This is a genomic window from Dyella kyungheensis (assembly GCF_016905005.1).
Taxonomy (GTDB): Bacteria; Pseudomonadota; Gammaproteobacteria; order Xanthomonadales; family Rhodanobacteraceae; genus Dyella; species Dyella kyungheensis.
This window is the reverse complement of the sequence record NZ_JADIKC010000003.1, coordinates 906,047-922,200: the sequence shown is the minus strand read 5'-3', so window position 1 is coordinate 922,200 and position 16,154 is coordinate 906,047. Positions and strand designations below refer to the sequence as shown.

15 protein-coding genes and 2 tRNA genes are annotated in these 16,154 nt (G+C 64.9%); 8 read left to right on the top strand and 9 right to left on the bottom strand.

Annotated features, from left to right (window positions below; genetic code table 11):
- Positions 1-3: 3 nt before the first annotated feature.
- From tig to ISP20_RS08845, 3 genes are all read right to left on the bottom strand, one after another.
- On the bottom strand, positions 4-1,296 hold the full coding sequence (tig, locus tag ISP20_RS08855; protein ID WP_204635668.1) for a trigger factor: 1,293 nt from the start codon (positions 1,294-1,296) through the stop codon (positions 4-6).
- A gap of 86 nt (positions 1,297-1,382) precedes the next feature.
- Positions 1,383-1,467, bottom strand: a tRNA-Leu gene (locus ISP20_RS08850).
- A 231-nt stretch (positions 1,468-1,698) separates the two neighbouring features.
- Positions 1,699-3,642: a formylglycine-generating enzyme family protein gene (locus ISP20_RS08845; RefSeq protein WP_204635667.1), complete on the bottom strand. Its 1,944-nt coding sequence runs from the start codon at positions 3,640-3,642 to the stop codon at positions 1,699-1,701.
- A gap of 105 nt (positions 3,643-3,747) precedes the next feature.
- Between ISP20_RS08845 and rnd the strand changes: the two genes are divergently transcribed.
- Together rnd and ISP20_RS08835 are read left to right on the top strand one after the other, a co-directional pair.
- The gene (gene rnd, locus ISP20_RS08840) at positions 3,748-4,866 is read left to right on the top strand and encodes a ribonuclease D (protein ID WP_204635666.1); all 1,119 of its coding nucleotides are present in this window, start codon (positions 3,748-3,750) and stop codon (positions 4,864-4,866) included.
- A 161-nt stretch (positions 4,867-5,027) separates the two neighbouring features.
- Positions 5,028-5,103 (top strand) — tRNA-Ala (locus ISP20_RS08835).
- A 115-nt stretch (positions 5,104-5,218) separates the two neighbouring features.
- Here ISP20_RS08835 and ISP20_RS08830 read toward each other — a convergent pair.
- A complete protein-coding gene (locus ISP20_RS08830) occupies positions 5,219-5,407 on the bottom strand; it encodes a hypothetical protein (protein WP_204635665.1) in 189 nt (62 codons plus the stop codon).
- A gap of 679 nt (positions 5,408-6,086) precedes the next feature.
- Between ISP20_RS08830 and ISP20_RS08825 the strand changes: the two genes are divergently transcribed.
- Positions 6,087-6,296 (top strand): cold-shock protein, encoded by a 210-nt coding sequence (locus ISP20_RS08825; RefSeq protein ID WP_204635664.1) that lies wholly within the window; start codon positions 6,087-6,089, stop codon positions 6,294-6,296.
- A gap of 114 nt (positions 6,297-6,410) precedes the next feature.
- On the opposite strand, the gene ISP20_RS21720 is transcribed toward ISP20_RS08825, so the two are convergent.
- The 4 genes from ISP20_RS21720 to ISP20_RS08810 all read right to left on the bottom strand — a co-directional run bounded on the left by ISP20_RS21720 (position 6,411) and on the right by ISP20_RS08810 (position 8,740).
- Positions 6,411-6,542, bottom strand: coding sequence for a hypothetical protein (locus ISP20_RS21720; protein ID WP_275586778.1), 132 nt, complete (start codon positions 6,540-6,542; stop codon positions 6,411-6,413).
- 101 nt (positions 6,543-6,643) lie between these two features.
- Positions 6,644-6,958, bottom strand: a complete 315-nt coding sequence (locus ISP20_RS08820; RefSeq protein WP_204635663.1) for a YkgJ family cysteine cluster protein — start codon at positions 6,956-6,958, stop codon at positions 6,644-6,646.
- Positions 6,955-7,626, bottom strand: a complete 672-nt coding sequence (locus ISP20_RS08815; protein ID WP_204635926.1) for a class I SAM-dependent methyltransferase — start codon at positions 7,624-7,626, stop codon at positions 6,955-6,957. Before ISP20_RS08815 ends, ISP20_RS08820 begins: the two co-directional genes overlap by 4 nt.
- A 226-nt stretch (positions 7,627-7,852) precedes the next feature.
- Positions 7,853-8,740 carry an EamA family transporter gene (locus ISP20_RS08810; RefSeq protein WP_204635662.1) on the bottom strand — a complete coding sequence of 296 codons (888 nt, stop codon included), beginning with the start codon at positions 8,738-8,740 and terminating at the stop codon, positions 7,853-7,855.
- A 286-nt stretch (positions 8,741-9,026) separates the two neighbouring features.
- Here ISP20_RS08810 and ISP20_RS08805 point away from each other — a divergent pair, with 286 nt between their 5' ends.
- The gene (locus ISP20_RS08805) at positions 9,027-9,710 is read left to right on the top strand and encodes a DUF2076 family protein (protein ID WP_204635661.1); all 684 of its coding nucleotides are present in this window, start codon (positions 9,027-9,029) and stop codon (positions 9,708-9,710) included.
- Positions 9,711-9,774: 64 nt separating this feature from the next.
- Here ISP20_RS08805 and ISP20_RS08800 read toward each other — a convergent pair whose 3' ends face one another.
- Entirely contained in the window at positions 9,775-10,488 is a 714-nt protein-coding gene (locus ISP20_RS08800; protein WP_204635660.1) for a tetratricopeptide repeat protein, read from the bottom strand.
- A gap of 816 nt (positions 10,489-11,304) precedes the next feature.
- Between ISP20_RS08800 and tviB the strand changes: the two genes are divergently transcribed.
- The 4 genes from tviB (at position 11,305) to ISP20_RS08780 (ending at position 16,144) form a co-directional block, all read left to right on the top strand.
- Complete coding sequence (tviB, locus tag ISP20_RS08795; RefSeq protein WP_204635659.1) at positions 11,305-12,582, top strand: Vi polysaccharide biosynthesis UDP-N-acetylglucosamine C-6 dehydrogenase TviB; 1,278 nt, start codon at positions 11,305-11,307, stop codon at positions 12,580-12,582.
- Between the two features lie 12 nt (positions 12,583-12,594).
- On the top strand, positions 12,595-13,605 hold the full coding sequence (locus tag ISP20_RS08790) for an NAD-dependent epimerase (RefSeq protein ID WP_204635658.1): 1,011 nt from the start codon (positions 12,595-12,597) through the stop codon (positions 13,603-13,605).
- A gap of 101 nt (positions 13,606-13,706) precedes the next feature.
- Positions 13,707-15,368, top strand: coding sequence for a GMC oxidoreductase (locus ISP20_RS08785; RefSeq protein ID WP_204635657.1), 1,662 nt, complete (start codon positions 13,707-13,709; stop codon positions 15,366-15,368).
- A 32-nt stretch (positions 15,369-15,400) separates the two neighbouring features.
- Entirely contained in the window at positions 15,401-16,144 is a 744-nt protein-coding gene (locus ISP20_RS08780; RefSeq protein ID WP_204635656.1) for a 4'-phosphopantetheinyl transferase family protein, read from the top strand.
- Positions 16,145-16,154: the final 10 nt, after the last annotated feature.

Genomic DNA, 16,154 nt, shown 5'->3' with positions numbered 1-16,154 from the left:
GCCTCAGGCGTTGACCGGGCGCATCACCTCGTCGAAGCCAAGATTCTGCACAGTGGTGGAGGCGTGATCCGCCACCCACTCTGCGACCTGGTCTTCCATCACGCGGTTCTGCAGCCCAGACATCAATTGGGGGTCGCGATTGTACAGTTCAATGACCTTTTCCGGCTCCTCGTAGGTCGAGGCGATCGCGGCCAGCTGCTCGGCCACGCGGCTGCGGTCGATCACCAGGGCCTGCTTGCGGGCGATCTCACCCATCAGCAGACCGGCGATCACGCGCTTGCGGGCGACCGGGGTGGCGGCGTCGATCAGCTGCGGCGGAACCTGCTGGCCGCGCGGGATGCTGTTCTGGGCCAGCGCCTGGGCTTCGGACTGCACCATCACGTTGGGCACGTCCAGGTCCGGGTGCGAATCGGCCAGCTTTTCGGCCACTTCGGACTTCAGGCGGGCCATCAGGGTGGCCTTCAGCTCGCGCTCGAGGTTGGCGCGCACTTCCTTGCGGAACTTCTCCAGGTCGCCGTCGGTGATGCCGAACAGCTCGGCGAATTCGCCGTTCACTTCCGGCAGCTTCGGCTCCTGCACCTTGATGATGCTGAAGTGGCACTGGGTGGTCTTGCCGGCCAGGCTCTCGTTGCGGAAATCGGCCGGGAACTCGACGTCGGCGTCGAATGCATCGCCCGCCTTGCGGCCGGTCAGCACGTCGTCCAGCGCCTTGAACAGGTTGCCCGAACCCAGCACGCTGCCGGCGCGCTCCAGGCCTTCGGCCGGGAAGCGGTAGTCGCCGGCCTGCGCCGAGTATTCGAACATCACGAAGTCGCCTTCGGCCGAGACGCGGTCCACTTCTTCGAAGCTGCGGCGCTGCTGGCGCAGGGTTTCGATCATCTTCTCGATGTCGGCGTCGGTCACTTCGGCGACCGGACGGGTCACGGCGAGCGTGGCAACGTCGATTTCCGGGAATTCCGGCATCACTTCGAAGGTGGCCGTATAGGCGATCTCACCCTCGACCGGACGACCGGTGGTATCGATGGCCGGGTTGGCGATCGGACGCAGGTTTTCCTGGGCGACGGCTTCGCGCAGCGTGCTGCCGATCAGGTCGGAGAGCACTTCACCGCGCACCTGGTCACCGAAGCGCTGCTGGATCACTGCAGTGGGCACCTTGCCCGGACGGAAGCCCTTGAGGCGCACGGTGCGACCCATTTCGGCGATGCGAGCATTCACCTGCGACTCGAAACGCTCCGCGGGGAACTTCACCGTGAGCTTGCGCTCGAGCTTGCCGACGTTTTCAACCGAAACCTGCATGACGTCTCCTGGTGTACCGGTAAGGGCGCCCGTCACAGGCGCCTGGCAGCTCGAAGGCTGCCTTCAAAAAGGAAAAACCAAAGGGATGGTGCGAAAGGAGGGACTCGAACCCTCACGGGGTTACCCGCTGGAACCTAAATCCAGTGCGTCTACCAATTCCGCCACTTTCGCATCAGAACTAACAAGAGGAAGTGTCCGCAAGCATCGGATTTCTAAGGAGATACAGGTGGAAAAACCCTTACTCCCCGCCCGCCGGCTTCCGGGCGCTCCGCCCCTAAGTCGATGATTCCCTTACACGAAAGCAGACCATTTTACGGTTCGCGCGGGGCGCAGCACAAGCGGGGATGACAGGTCGCCAGGCGCAGGCAGCAACAACCAGGACTTCCCTCGGCGCCGGGCGATTTACAACTCGCGCAGCACCCGGAAACCCACACGTCCGCTGCGCACGTTGGCATCGGCACCCTGGCGATAGGCCGAGCGCACCTGCTCCGGCGAACTGCCCCACGAACCGCCGCGGACCACGCGGGAGCCGCAACCGGGGTTGACCCAGGCGCTGCCGTCACGTGGGGCACGCAGATAACTGTCGTGCCAGCAGTCTTGCACCCATTCGGAGACGTTGCCGTCGATGTCGTACAGGCCAAAGGCGTTGGGTGCGAAACTTCCCGCCGGCGCCGGCCCCCAGTAGCCATCGCGATAACCCTGGAAGGCATTGCTCCAGCGTCGACCACTGGGCGACCGGTCTCCGGAGCCGGTGAGATTCTCGACCTTGCTGCTTGGCGTGCCGTCGCCCCACCAATAGCGCGAGCTGGTGCCGCCGCGCAGGGCGTACTCGAACTCCGCCTCGCTGGGCAGCCGATAGGTCTTGCCGGTGCGCTGGCTCAGCCAATCCACGTAGGCCTTGGCGTCGTTCCAGGAGACGTTGACCACCGGCATGCGGCTGTCGGCGCTGCGCCCGGCATAGTCGTCCTGCCAGCCCGCGCTGCTGTCGTCGCGCATGGCGCCGGTGCCTTCGTCATACACGCTGGCGCCGCCCAGCTTGACCGAGTCGGGCTGGTAGCCGCTGGCGCGGACGAATTCGCGGAACTGCCCCACCGTGACGGAGGTGCGCGACAGCGCAAAGCCCTTGCCGATGGTCACTTCGTGTTGCGGCGTCTCGTCGTCTTCCCGGCCTACTTCGTTGTCGGGCGCACCCATCTGGAAGCTGCCGGTGGGGATGACGATCATCGAGGGCGTCTGCCCCGGAATATCCACGAAACGGTCGGTAAAGGACTGGCCGGGCTTGTAGCTGGCGTACAGGCGCGCATTGGTCAGGCGTTCGCCGAATTCGGTGAGCCCAGCCAGGTCGGGACTGATCGCCTTGGCCTGCTCGGCCAGTTGCTGGGCCAGCGTGAGATTGCCCGAATCCAGCGCGGAACGGGCCTGGCCGAGCAATCCGTTGGCGCGTGCCTGGCGCATGCCGTCGACGCGCGTATGCACGTCACGCAACGCCGGGGAATCGGGTGCCACCTGGGCGGCATCCGCCAACGCCTGGTCGGCCGCCTTGAAATCGTTCTGGGCCACGGCGGCCAGGGCGCGGTCGAGCATCACGCGCTGCACCTGCAGCGTGCCCTGCGCCGCAACGGCGTTATCGGGATCGAGCTGCTGCACCTGCCGGTAGAGTTCCAGCGCGTTGTCGCCCTTCGGCTGGTCGGCATTGCCCTGCTGCAGCAAGGTGGCGGCCTTGGCCAGCAATGGCCGAACCTGCGACAGCGTTTTCAGCTTGGCCTGCAACAGCGCTACGTCGTCGGCGGCGTCGGGAATGAGCTTGAGCGTGTCGAGCAGATCGTCGGCGGCTTCGGCATCGCCCACGGCCAGGCTCTGGTTGATCTCCGCCACCAGGCGCACGCGTACTTCGAACAAACCCTGCGCCGCACGGCGACTATCGGGCTTGAGCTTGAGCGCCTGCTCGTACAGCGCCACCGCGCTGCCGTCGCCGCCGGCAAGCTGGCCTGCCTTGAGGGCCTTGTCGGCGCGGGTGATCAGGGCCTCCACCTCAGGCGTATCCGCGCTGAGCTGTTCGGGCAGGTTGGTGTTCTTCTTGCTGAGTCGGGCCACCACCACGTCGGTGGGCGCCAGGGTGAGCGGCGGGCCCGCATCCACCTCGGAAGGTTCGGGCAGTTGCCCCATCGGGGCGGGCGCCACCGAGGTCACCGGGCCGAGGTTCATTGCGCGATGCGCAGGGGACGTCGACGGCTCGACGTGAAACACGCGCGGAAAGAAATGGTAGACGAGCGCGAGCCCCAGCAGCACGACACCCAAGGTGCCGCCGAAGGCGCGTTGTCGTCGTACGGTTTCCTTGCTCGGCATGTTGGGCGTCCCTGGGCAGCCTGCTATGGTGGGCGATCTAAACCATAGGCACAAACCGATGTCAGGACAATGCACGCGTGCATAAGTCCCGGCTCAGGAATACGCATGCATCTAGAAACCTCCCTGGCGCCCGACGCCGCATGGATCGAGCGGCGCGACGACCTGCAGGCCTGGCTGGCGGAACTGCCGGGCGATGCGGCGCTGGGCTTCGACACCGAATTCATGCGCCGGAATACCTTCTATCCGCAACTGGCGCTGATCCAGCTGGGCTGGAACGGCCGCTACGCGCTGGTCGACCCGGTTGCGTTCGAGATCGGCGATGCGCTGCAGCCGTCGATCGGCGAAGGCACGGCCGTCACCGTCATGCACAGCGCCAGCGAAGACCTGGAAGCCTTGTCGCCGTTCCTGCCGAACGGACCGCGCCAGCTGTTCGATACGCAGATTGCCGCCGCTTTCGTCGGCATGGGCCTGGGGATCAGCTATCGCGCGCTGGTGGCCGAGCTGACCGGTGTCGAACTGGACAAGGGCGAAACGCGCTCGGACTGGCTGCAACGGCCGCTCACCGATTCCCAGCGCGCCTATGCCACGCTGGACGTCGTTTACCTCAAGCCGGTGCACGAACAACTGGCCGAGCGACTGATGCAGCGCGATCGCGTGGCATGGCACGCGGAAGACTGCGAACGCCTCAAGCAACGCGCCTGCTACCGCGAGGGCGACCCGCAGCCGCAACGCACGTTCCGCAGCGCCTCCGAATGGAGTCCCGAGCAGCGCGCCCTGCTCCGTCGCGTGCTGCTGTGGCGCGACCAGTCGGCCCGCACGCTCGACCGCCCACGCCCCTGGCTGCTCGAGGACGCCGCCGCGATGAGCCTGGTGCAACAAGTACCGCGCACCGCGGCCGAACTCGACAGCCGCACGCGCGGCCAGCGCGCCCTGCGTTCGCCGCAGCGCGCCGAACTGCTGACGGTGCTGCTCAACCCGGTGGACGCCGATGAAATCGACGCCACCCAGAGCATTCCCGAATCGCCGCAGGGGGAAGCCAAGCGCGCCCTGCCCGCCATGAAGGATTGCGTGGACAAACTCGCCGGCGAGCTGGATCTTCCCGCCGGCCTGCTGTGCCCGCGCAAGGTGCTGGAAGAATACGTCGTCACGGCGCAGTGGCCGGAGTTCCTCGAAGGCTGGCGTCGACAGATCCTGCTCGAGCCGTTGAGCCGCCTGCTTCCCTGAAACGGTGACGCTGTGCGGGAGCGCACTGGCGCGCGACTGGTGCGCGCCGATGTGCCGCGGTCGCGCACAAGTGCGCTCCCACAAGGCAGAAGATACGGGCCGCCGTCTGTGCGGGGGCTTGGCGAAGCCCGAAGCCGGCTGGTAGCATTAGCCGCTCGTGTGGGGCCATAGCTCAGCTGGGAGAGCGCGTCGTTCGCAATGACGAGGTCGGGAGTTCGATCCTCCCTGGCTCCACCAACTCCTGAAAACAAAACAGCGCTTTATGCCTCGCGGCGTAAAGCGCTGTTTTCTTTTGGACCGCAGCGAACCCGATCAGGCGGCGGACCGTCCGCCCCGTCGCGACGCGTTGTCGTTAACGGCGATGGCGCGTATTGGGAGCGAGCGGCTTGCCGGGCGCCAGGCCAGTATGACCTGCCTCGCGCGCAAAACGCTGCGTCGTCTGATAGCTGAGCTTCTTGTCACTCGACTCCCGCTTGACGGAAGTTCCACTGTAGACGTCGTGGATGCGAGCCAGAGAAAGCGGCTCAGTGGGTTGCTTCATGGGAATTCCTTGGAAGGTGGCAGGTGCGCGCCTGAACGTGGCCAGGCACAACGGTGACTGCAAAAAAACCGATCGATCACGACTTAGTGCAGGCAGTGATACCAAAGAGCCTCAATTCCCGTCCGTGTGGCACACACTTTCGCGTCCTTGACGGAGACAAACCCTTCTTGAAGCAGGCAGCGCAGATCGAAACGACGACCCACCGCCCTCAGAGGCAACGGACAGGCAAGTGCAACGTGACGCAGCATTGCCCATTGCCCAGATGTCAGAAACTTGCATGGACTCATGACGCGATCCCTAACCGGAAAGCATCCACGACATAGGCGCGATCGACTCGAAGGCTCGCCTGCGAGATGCCACACCTCATCCACCATACTCCCTATTGCCGGCATGGTTGTTATGTTTTCCGGCAGCGCCGCAGCGTCTCGAACAGGTGCGCGAATGCCCGAGTGAAAACCGTCCAAGGCACTGCCGCCAGGCGCCCAGGTGAACGGCCGGGACATTATTCATTTGCTTTTTAAGGCTGTGGCCTCTACTGTGCACGGGCTGAGTTTCAAGGGTCACCACGAATTGTGGCCCGATGCTGTAGATTGAAGTTACCTACACCGTTGCACCCGTTTCCTCCTTGTGACCAGCTTTTCCGCCGCTAAGCGGCTTTATTCGTTCCAAGGAGCAAATCATGTCTCAAGTCGAAACCGGTACCGTGAAGTGGTTCAATGACGCCAAGGGCTTTGGCTTCATCAGCCGTTCCAGCGGTGAGGACGTGTTCGTCCATTTCCGCGCGATCCAGTCGCAGGGCTTCAAGAGCCTGCAGGAAGGCCAGAACGTGTCCTTCATCGTGACCCAGGGCCAGCGCGGCCTGCAGGCCGAGAACGTGCAGGTCATCTGACCTCCGTTCCGGTTTGCTGAAAAACCCGGCCTTGAGCCGGGTTTTTTTTGGCCTGTCGCGCGCCACCAGGTCAGCGCCCGCCGGCAACGGCAAGCGCCAGGCGCTGGATGGACGTCACCGCTTGATCGGTTCTTCCGACACCGGCACATCGCGCGCGGCCTTCTTCTTGGCCTGCTTTTCATCTTGCTGCTTTTTCTTCGCGATCTCGCGCTGACGCTTTTCGAAGGAATAGTTCGGCTTTGCCAAGGGAGTCCTCGTGGTTTCAATCGCTGGCGATGGATGCACCGGGCACTATCGACAGCTTCGTGGGTGGAAAGATCGAGCCTGCGCGATGCCCAGGCTTGTTGCTATGCCTGCTGAGCCGCGGCGGCGCGCTCTTCGAAATAGTCGGAGCGTACTGCCTTGCAGTAGGGACCGTTCATGACGAAGCGGCGGCAGATGGCCGGACGGCTTTCGTAGATTCCGCAGTTCATGCGCGTGCTGTTGATGGCGACGCACCAGCCGTCCTCGTCGTGCTTCATCACGTGCAGCCCGCTGGGCAATTGCGTGGTGAGATGCGAGGGAATCCTGTCTTCCGGTTGCAGCACCACGGTAAGGCGGCAACACACCGCATCGCAGCTGGCGCAGCTGGCCTTCTTCGAGGCAGGTCGCGGCTCCGTCATACCACCACCCTTGCGCCGTTGCGGGAATAGTAGAGGAGATTGCCGCGGTACGGCGGCGCGTCCTGATCGTCCATGGGACAACGTGTTTCGGTCAATTCAAATCCTTGCGCTTCCAGCAGTCGACTAAAGCGTGCGCTGTGGCCACGCCCGGGATCGGTCACCAGAATCTCGGCATTGGGAGCGGCATGACGCTCGATGACGGAAGCCAGCAACTGCGAATGGGCGGGCTCGTAAAGCACATCGCTGGCGATGATCAATTCGAAATGGCCCAGCGTCGGTAGCGGAACGTCCCAGCGAAGCTGGCGATAATGCACCGAGGGCAGCTCGTTGAGCGCCGAGTTGTAGGCGAGAAACGGCTCGGAAAGCGGATGCATGTCCGAGGCCACCACATCCGCGCCGCGCCGCTGCAGCACCAGGCTGGCCAGTCCAATCCCGCAACCCAGTTCAAGGATGCGCTTGCCGTCAATGTCGAAGCGGTGCATCGCTTGTGCAAGCAGACGTCCGGACGGCCAAATCTGGCCGAACAGGCTCCATTGGGCGGAGGAAATACCCAGACGCGAACTGTGGCCGTCGTGATCGGAAAACTGCTGCTTGTCGCTGAGCACGCGCAAACGATAGACGTGCCCCCCAACGGGAACACGTTCGTGACGGGTGGCATAACCTGGCATGGATGCTCCCAGGGGCGTCCCCGAAACTCCGGGGCACATGTGATAGGGGAGCGAAGCGTGTGGCTTCACCACACCTCACGCGCGAGGCGAGAAAGTACTTGCCATTGCATGCTACACCATAGGGTTGGCGCAAATGTGATGGCAACGTTCCGATCAACGCTGATGAGATCGCGCTAGCTGCTGCTTCCCGCAGTCATCGGATGTGTGGCGCGGCGTTCGCGCAGCATCAGTTGGCCAAGGGCGGCTCGGCGATGGCGGGCCGGCGTGCGCTCAAGGCCGTGCCCGCGGCAGCAACGATGATGGCGACGATGGCCAGCCATTGCAGCACGCTCAGCCGCTCACTCAGCAACGCCACGCCCGCCACGGCAGCCACGGCAGGCTCCAGGCTCAGCAAGGTGCTGAAGGTGCGGGTAGGCAGTCGCGTCAACGCCATCATCTCCAGCGAATAGGGCAGCGCCGAACTCAGCAGCGCCACGCCCAGCGCATACGGCAGCAACGCGGGCGACAGAAGCGCGCTGCCAGCGTGCGCGACACCGAACGGAATCGCCAGCAAGGCGCCGATCGAGGTGCCCCAGGTCACCGCATCGGCACCATGCGCATCCCCTGCCCGCCGGCCGAACACGATATACAGCGCCCAACCCAGACCGGCGGCCAGCGCGTACATCACGCCCACCGGATCGAGCGACTTGGTCGATGCACCCAGCGGCAGCAACAAGGCAAGGCCGACGATCACCAGCGCAATCCACACGAAGTCGAGCAGGCGCCGCGAACTGAACACCGCCAACGCCAGCGGGCCGGTGAACTCGAGCGCCACCGCGATGCCCAACGGAATCGTGCGCAGCGACATGTAGAACACCAGGTTCATCGCGCCCATGGACAGTCCATAGGCCCACAGCGCGCCCCAGTTGGGCCGGTCTCCCAGGCGGCGCCACGGACGACGCCACAACAGCAGGATCAGCGCACTGAGTCCCAGTCGATACGCGGTCGCGCCCTGCGCGCCGACGGACGGAAACAGGTGCTTGGCCAGCGAGGCGCCGCATTGGTACGAGACCATGCTGATCAACAGCACGCCGATCGCCAGCGCGACCGGACCAATCGTTGAACGTGGGGACATGGGGCCATCGCAAAGGAACAGTGATGTCATGATGCCTGCAGGCCCTTGCGAAGCCCACCATGCAAACCGACCTAGGCGCATGATTGCTGACAGCACGCGTCAGCAATCATGCGAGCGGCGCGCGAATCTCCCGTCGAAAGAGCTTGCGCATTCGCTGACTGCAAGGAAAACGACAGCGACATGGCCCTTGATGTTGGGCGTGGCGGGCACACTTTCGGCACTGCACGCCGAAGAAAACGAGCGCCACAGTGATCGTCATCCGCCGTCCCTTGGAGATTTGTTTGTCATGACCCCGCAGGAACAACAGCTACTCGATGATTTTCTCCAGCGCCTCGCCGCCGCCGGCAGCGTGTCGAAGGACCCGCAGGCCGATGCGCTGATCTACCAGCGGCTGTCTAACCAGCCGGACGCGCTCTATCTGCTGGTGCAGCGCAGCCTGTTGCAGCAGCAGGCGCTCGACGCTGCCAAGGCGCAGATCTCGCAGCTGCAGGCCCAGCTTGCTTCGCAGCAAGGCGGTGGCAGCTTCCTCGGCGGCCAGCCGCCGGCCTGGGGCGCGGTGCCGCCGCCGGTGTCGCCGCAGCAAGCCATGCCTCCGCCGGCCGCACCGAGCTGGCGTGACCGTCTGTTCGGTGGCGCGCCGGCACAACCGGCCGCTGCTGCACCGAGTTTCCTGTCGCAGGCCGCAACGACGGCCGCCGGTGTGGCGGGCGGCATGTTCCTGTTCGACGGCATCGAAAGCCTGCTCGGCGGCCATCATGGTGGTGGCGGCGGTTTCTTCGGCGGCGGCGGTGGCCAGCCGACCGTGATCGAGAACATCACCGAGAACAACACCTACAACAACGACGACCGCCATGATCGCCTCGACGACAACCGCGATCGCGACGATTTCGCTTCCAACAACGACTTCTCGTCGTCCAGCGACTTCGACGATGGCAACGACGGCGGCTTCGACGACAACGGCTGGGCCTGACCCGGCGTATTGAAAGCCTGCCTCGCATATCGAGCGCACCCCGTCGTTGGCGGGGTGCGTTTTTTTATGTCGAGGCCGCCAGGGTGCGCAGCTGCGCATGCTGCGATTGGCGCAATTCTTCCCGCAGCGATTCGACGAACGACGCCGGTGCGGTGGCCAGCACGCAACGCAGCAGCTCGCAGGCCTCGTCGATGTGCCCCTGCTCGGTAAGCACGGCCGCCCAGCAGCACTGGCCACGGTAGTCGCCCTTCTCCGCGGAACGGCGATACAGCTCGCGGGCGCGTTCGAGGTCGGGCTCGGTTTCCCAACCGTGTTCGTGGTACTGCCCCAGCGAATGCATGGCACGGCCATGCCCGGCCTCCGCCGCCCGCGTGAACCAGTGGAATGCCGCGGCACGATCCGCGCTCACGCCGCGGCCGCTGGCGAGCAGGTGGGCGTAGTTGTACATGCCCCCTTCCGAGCCGTGCTCGGCCGATTCCCGATACCACACAGCGGCCAGGGCATGGTCGACGTGGCCGCCCCAGCCGTTTTCCAGGCAGCGTCCCAGCATGTTCATGGCCACCGCTTCGCCTTGGTGCGCCGCCTGCTGGAACCAGTAGCGCGCCTCGGCGGCGTTGCGCTCGCAACCGATGCCTTCCAGCAACATCTGGCCCAACGCCAGCCGCGAGGCGCAGTCGCCAGCGAGCGCCTGCACCTGCACCATGGCGAACGCACGCGAGGGGTCGCGCCGCAACAACTGCGGAAAGTCGTCGTTGTGCTGGCCCCGTGCGGCTGTCATGGGTCCGACCTCCGGCATGGCTGGCGGCAGCGCACGCCGGTCGGTTCCGGCGGGAAGCCATCGCCATCGAACGACAGGCCGGCGCCCCGTGACGGCTGGGCGCTCGCGCCAACATTCAACACGTGTGGAACCTGCAGCAGCATCGTTTTCCCTGACCTTTACCTATCGGCAGCGCCCGGTGCCAGTACGCCCTCGATCGACAGCGCCACGACCGTATCAGAAACCGATCTTGGACGGTTAGACGGCCGGCTCGGGCGCGACACACTGGCCATTCGGCGGATGGGCGGACCGGCCAACCCAACGGACCGCGTCGAGCCGGATATGTTCAGCCTTTCAGGCAGGGATACACGCGCCACCCCGTAAAAACCCGGGCCGCCGCCCTTGCTTTGAGGGAGAGGTGCCGGGTCGATGGATTTGACAATCGCGGGGGCGCTTCGCAATATCTTGCTGGACCGGCCGTCTTGTCTGACCGTCTTCCCCGGCCGATGCCCGTGCTGCGGACCGCGGCGCCGGCCACCTGACACCGGCGCGCCGAGCATCGCGCCCTCGCCTGCTTTCGTCCATCACCGCGATCGAAAGCGCCACCGGTGCACGGCGTCGCATCGCCACATACGCCATCCGACAAGCATCCTCTGGCCTAGCGGAAAACCAGCACGACCCTGCTAGCCTTTTGCCCGTTGCAACGGTCCGCGCTCTTGCGTGACGCGTTGCGCGCATGCATCAACAGGGGCAGCTCGGTCGTTCTCCAACAGGTGATCCATCGGATACCCTGCGGGTGGAATCCACGCCCTCGCCAACGGACAGCGGAAGAACGGCATGCAAAATCTGCAAGACACCAAGCTCGCCATCATTGGACTCGGCTACGTCGGCCTGCCCCTGGCCGTGGAATTCGGCAAGCACTACGACACCGTAGGCTTCGACATCAACCAGCGCCGCATCGACGAATTGGGCAACGGCGTGGACCACACGCTGGAAGTGAACGGCGAGGAGCTGGCCGAAGCGCATCGACTGCGCTTCAGCTCGCAACTGGCCGACCTGGCCGACCGCAACATCTACATCGTCACCGTGCCCACGCCGATCGATTCGGCCAAGCGCCCCGACCTGACGCCGCTGATCCGCGCCAGCGAAACGCTGGCCAAGGTGCTCAAGCGCGGCGACATCGTGGTCTACGAATCGACCGTGTATCCGGGCTGCACCGAGGAAGTGTGCGTGCCGCTGCTGGAGAAGGGTTCGGGCCTGGTGTTCAACCGCGACTTCTTTGCGGGCTACAGCCCCGAACGCATCAATCCGGGCGACAAGCAGCACCGCGTCACCACCATTCTCAAGGTCACCTCCGGCTCCACGCCCGACACCGCCGACACGGTGGATCGCCTGTACGGCTCGATCATCACCGCCGGAACGCACAAGGCCAGCTCGCTGAAGGTGGCCGAGGCCGCCAAGGTGATCGAGAACACCCAGCGCGACCTCAACATCGCCCTGGTCAACGATCTTTCGATCCTGTTCAACAAGCTCGGCATCGACACGCTCGAAGTGCTGCAGGCGGCGGGAACCAAATGGAACTTCCTGCCGTTCCGTCCCGGCCTGGTCGGCGGGCACTGCATCAGCGTCGATCCCTACTACCTGACGCACAAGGCGCAGGAAGTGGGACATCATCCGGACGTGATCCTGGCCGGCCGCCGCACCAACGACAGCATGGGCCCCTACGTGGCCAGCGAAGTGATCCGGCTGATGGTTCGCAAGGGCATCAACCCGGTGCGCGCGCGCATCCTGGTGCTGGGCCTGGCCTTCAAGGAGAACTGCCCCGACCTGCGCAATACGCGCGTGGTCGACATCGTGCACGCGCTGCGCGGCTACAACGCCGAGGTCGATGTGCACGATCCGTGGGTCAACGGTGACGAGGCCGAACACGAATACGCGCTCAAACCCATCGAAGCGCCGAATAACGGCGACTACGACGCGGTCATCATTGCCGTGGGCCATCGTCAGTTCACGGCGCTGGGCGCGACCGGCATCCGTGCGTTCGGCAAGCCGTCATCGGTGGTCTACGACGTAAAATACGTGCTGCCGCGCGAAGCGGTCGACGGTCGGCTCTAAGGAACAAGCATCATGAAAGTGTTGGTTACCGGTACGGCAGGTTTTATCGGCTCTCACGTCGCCCAGCGCTTGCTGGAGCGCGGCGACGAGGTGGTGGGCCTGGACAACCTCAACGACTACTACGACGTCACGCTGAAGAAGGCGCGCCTGGCCCGCTTCGCGGACATGCCGGGCTACACCCACATCCACGCCGATCTTGCCGATCGTGCGGCGATGGAGAAGGCGTTTGCCGAGCACAAGCCGCAGCGGGTGATCCATCTCGCCGCCCAGGCCGGCGTGCGTTACGCGGCGGAAAATCCGCACGTTTATACGAGCAGCAACGTGATCGGCTTCCTGCACGTGCTGGAAGGATGCCGCCATCACGGCGTGGAACATCTGGTGTTCGCTTCCACCAGTTCGGTGTACGGCGCCAACACGGCCATGCCGTTCTCCGAGCACAAGTCCGCCGAGCACCCGCTGACGCTCTACGCCGCCACCAAGAAGGCGAACGAGCAGATGGCGCACAGCTATGCGCATCTGTACGGCATTCCCAGCACGGGCCTGCGCTTCTTCACCGTGTACGGGCCGTGGGGCCGGCCGGACATGGCGCTGTTCCTGTTCACCCGCGCCATCCTCGCCGGCGAGCCGATCCGCGTGTTCAACCATGGCAAGCACAAGCGCAGCTTCACCTATGTGGACGACATCGTCGAAGGCGTGATCCGCACGCTCGACAAAGTGCCGCCGATCGACGAACGCTGGGACAGCAACCAACCCGATCCGGCCAGCAGCGGCGTGGCGCCCTATCGTCTTTTCAACATCGGCAATGAACGTCCGGTGGAACTGCTGCAGTACATCGAAGTACTCGAATCGAACCTGGGCCGCAAGGCCATCATGGAGATGCTGCCGCTGCAGCCGGGCGACGTTCCCGACACCGAGGCCGATGTAACCGACCTGATACAGACCGTTGGCTATAGGCCGCAGGTGTCGGTAGAAACTGGGGTGGCCAACTTTGTACGCTGGTACCGGGAGTACTACCGCGTGTGATCGACTAAGGCCACCCCCAGTCCGGAGCGACTGCGCGTTGCGCCGGATCTGATCCACGGAATAACACTGTTGTGAAGAACGTGGATCCCTAGGGGGTTGGTGTGATCATCGACTACTTGAGTGAAGCGCATCCCGCGGATGTGGAAGCCGATCTGTGTATCGTCGGTGCAGGCGCCGCGGGTATTGCCATCGCTCACAGTTTCATCGGCACGTCGGTGCGGGTCTGCCTGCTCGAGAGCGGCGGCCTCAGCGGCGAGCAGCGCAGCCAGGCCTTGTACGAAGGCAGCTCGACCGGTCCGGTGGAGTTCGATCCAGGCAACTCGCGCATGCGCGTGTTCGGCGGCAGTTGCAATCTGTGGGGCGGCGGTTGCATCCCGCTGAGCAGCGACGACCTCAAGCAGCGCGATTGGGTGCCGCACAGCGGCTGGCCGATCAACTACGAGGAACTGGAGCCGTACTACGCCCGCGCCCGCTCGTTCTGCCAGCTGGGCGACATCGGCTTCACCGAAGGCACGTTCACCGCGCCCACGGCGCGACCGCTGCTCTCCTTCGACGACGACAAGCTGGTGAACCAGCTGTTCGCGCGTTGCGGCATCCTGTTCGGCGAGGCGTACCGCGACATCCTCGACCGCGCGCCGAACATCACGGTGCTGTTGCACGCGAACCTGCTGGAACTGATGCCGTCGCCGGACGGTGCGCACGTGCAGGAAGCGCTGATCGGTTCGCTGGGCGGGCAGCGCAGCGCGGTGCGGGCCCGCCAGTACGTGCTCGCTTCCGGCGGCATCGAGAACGCGCGCCTGCTGTTGCTCTCCAATTCGGTGGTGCCCGAAGGACTGGGCAACCAGCACGACGTGGTCGGCCGCTACTTCATGGACCATCCGAGCGGCATCATCGGCACCTTGAGCACCGACGATCCCGAACGCGTCACGCGGCCCTATGAACGCCTGCGCGGCAAGAACGCCCCGCAGTCGTTCCCGGAGATCGCACTGTCGCCCGACTACCAGCGTTCGCAACGCGTGTTGAACGGCCGTGTGCATCCCTTCGGCGTGGAGGGGCCGCTTCCCCGCGGCATCCGGGCCCTGCGTGAACTGCGCACGATCATGCGCAAGACCGTGCAGGACGAGAACGCCTTGCTGGAGGCCCGGCTTTCGGAGGCTTTGCGCAATGCACCTGCCGGTGAATTGATCGCCGCACCCAACAGCCTCGGATTGACGGCCTTGAAGCTCGGCCTGGGCGTCGGCGATATCGCCAAGGCGCTGGTCTACAAACTCACCGATCGTCCGACCGTCAGCAACAGCCATGTCGAACTGGTCGGCTATTTCGAACAGGCGCCCAATCCGGAAAGCCGCATCACGCTAAGCGACGACACCGACGCGCTCGGCCAGCGCAAAGTGCAGGTGGATTGGAGGCTCACGCCGCTCGACCACCACACTTACCGCACCACCGCCACGCTGTTCGGCAGCGAACTGGCGCGATCGTGCAACGGCCGCTTCGAGCTGGCCGATTGGCTGGCCGATGAAGACGGCAGCAAGCCCGAGATCCACGGCACCGCCCACCACATCGGTACGACCCGCATGTCCGACGATCCCTCCATGGGCGTGGTGGATCGCGACTGCCGGGTGCACGGCATGGACAACCTGCACATTGCCGGAAGCTCGGTCTTCCCCACCGGGGGCTGGGCGTTTCCGACCTTCACCATCGTGGCCCTCAGCCTCCGGCTCGCCGATGAGCTGCGCGCCCTGCTGATCGCCGGATTCATCTGACCAGCAGACGAGACAACGGAATGCACTCGGCCATGCTCCAACAGGCAACTTTTTCCCGCTTCACGCACCGCGTAGCTGCGGCGCTGCGCGCTTGCGGCTTTGCGCCGCCCAGCGCGGAAGAAGCGCGCGTCATCGTGTTCGACAGCGCGCCCTGGTGGTCGTTGCGCGGCGACGCGGCGGACTTGCTGTCTTGCCAGGAAGCGCAGCGCGCATCGCGCTTTCGCCACGCGCTCGACCATCACACCTACACCATTGCGCATGCGTTCTGGCGGGTGGCGCTGGGCGTCGCGCTGGACGTCGACCCCGCGCAGGTGGTGCTGTCGCGCGCTCCCGACGGACAACCGCTGCTTCCCGGCACCGGCTTCGCCACCAGCCTCAGCCACAGCGGCACCATGGTGGCCGTGGCGATCGCCCGGGGCGCGGCGGTGGGCGTGGATATCGAAGGCTATCCACCACGCAGCAACCTGCACGAGATCGCCGGCGTGCTGTGCAGCGCAACGGAAGCCGCCGCCATGGCGTCGCTGGAAGGCGACGCAAGGGCCCGCGCATTGCTGGAACTGTGGACGCGCAAGGAAGCGTTGCTCAAGGCCTTTGGCGTCGGCCTGCGGGTCGCGCCTTCCACCATCGAGGCCAGCATCGACGTTGCGATCGAGCCACCCGCCAACACGGCAGGTGCAACCGCGTGCCGCCTCTCCACGCTGGCCATGCCGGTCGGTTGGCTGGGTGCATTGGCGTTGGCGCACGACATCAAGGGTCATTCGCTGCACCACGTCTGATCTGGCACGC

Bases quoted from the DNA above. Each gene is read 5' to 3' on its own strand.
- tig (WP_204635668.1), bottom strand. From the start codon at position 1,296: ATGCAGGTTTCGGTTGAAAACGTCGGCAAGCTCGAGCGCAAGCTCACG.
- ISP20_RS08845 (WP_204635667.1), bottom strand. From the start codon at position 3,642: ATGCCGAGCAAGGAAACCGTACGACGACAACGCGCCTTCGGCGGCACC.
- rnd (WP_204635666.1), top strand. From the start codon at position 3,748: ATGCATCTAGAAACCTCCCTGGCGCCCGACGCCGCATGGATCGAGCGG.
- ISP20_RS08830 (WP_204635665.1), bottom strand. From the start codon at position 5,407: ATGAAGCAACCCACTGAGCCGCTTTCTCTGGCTCGCATCCACGACGTC.
- ISP20_RS08825 (WP_204635664.1), top strand. From the start codon at position 6,087: ATGTCTCAAGTCGAAACCGGTACCGTGAAGTGGTTCAATGACGCCAAG.
- ISP20_RS08820 (WP_204635663.1), bottom strand. From the start codon at position 6,958: ATGACGGAGCCGCGACCTGCCTCGAAGAAGGCCAGCTGCGCCAGCTGC.
- ISP20_RS08815 (WP_204635926.1), bottom strand. From the start codon at position 7,626: ATGCCAGGTTATGCCACCCGTCACGAACGTGTTCCCGTTGGGGGGCAC.
- ISP20_RS08810 (WP_204635662.1), bottom strand. From the start codon at position 8,740: ATGTCCCCACGTTCAACGATTGGTCCGGTCGCGCTGGCGATCGGCGTG.
- ISP20_RS08805 (WP_204635661.1), top strand. From the start codon at position 9,027: ATGACCCCGCAGGAACAACAGCTACTCGATGATTTTCTCCAGCGCCTC.
- ISP20_RS08800 (WP_204635660.1), bottom strand. From the start codon at position 10,488: ATGACAGCCGCACGGGGCCAGCACAACGACGACTTTCCGCAGTTGTTG.
- tviB (WP_204635659.1), top strand. From the start codon at position 11,305: ATGCAAAATCTGCAAGACACCAAGCTCGCCATCATTGGACTCGGCTAC.
- ISP20_RS08790 (WP_204635658.1), top strand. From the start codon at position 12,595: ATGAAAGTGTTGGTTACCGGTACGGCAGGTTTTATCGGCTCTCACGTC.
- ISP20_RS08780 (WP_204635656.1), top strand. From the start codon at position 15,401: ATGCTCCAACAGGCAACTTTTTCCCGCTTCACGCACCGCGTAGCTGCG.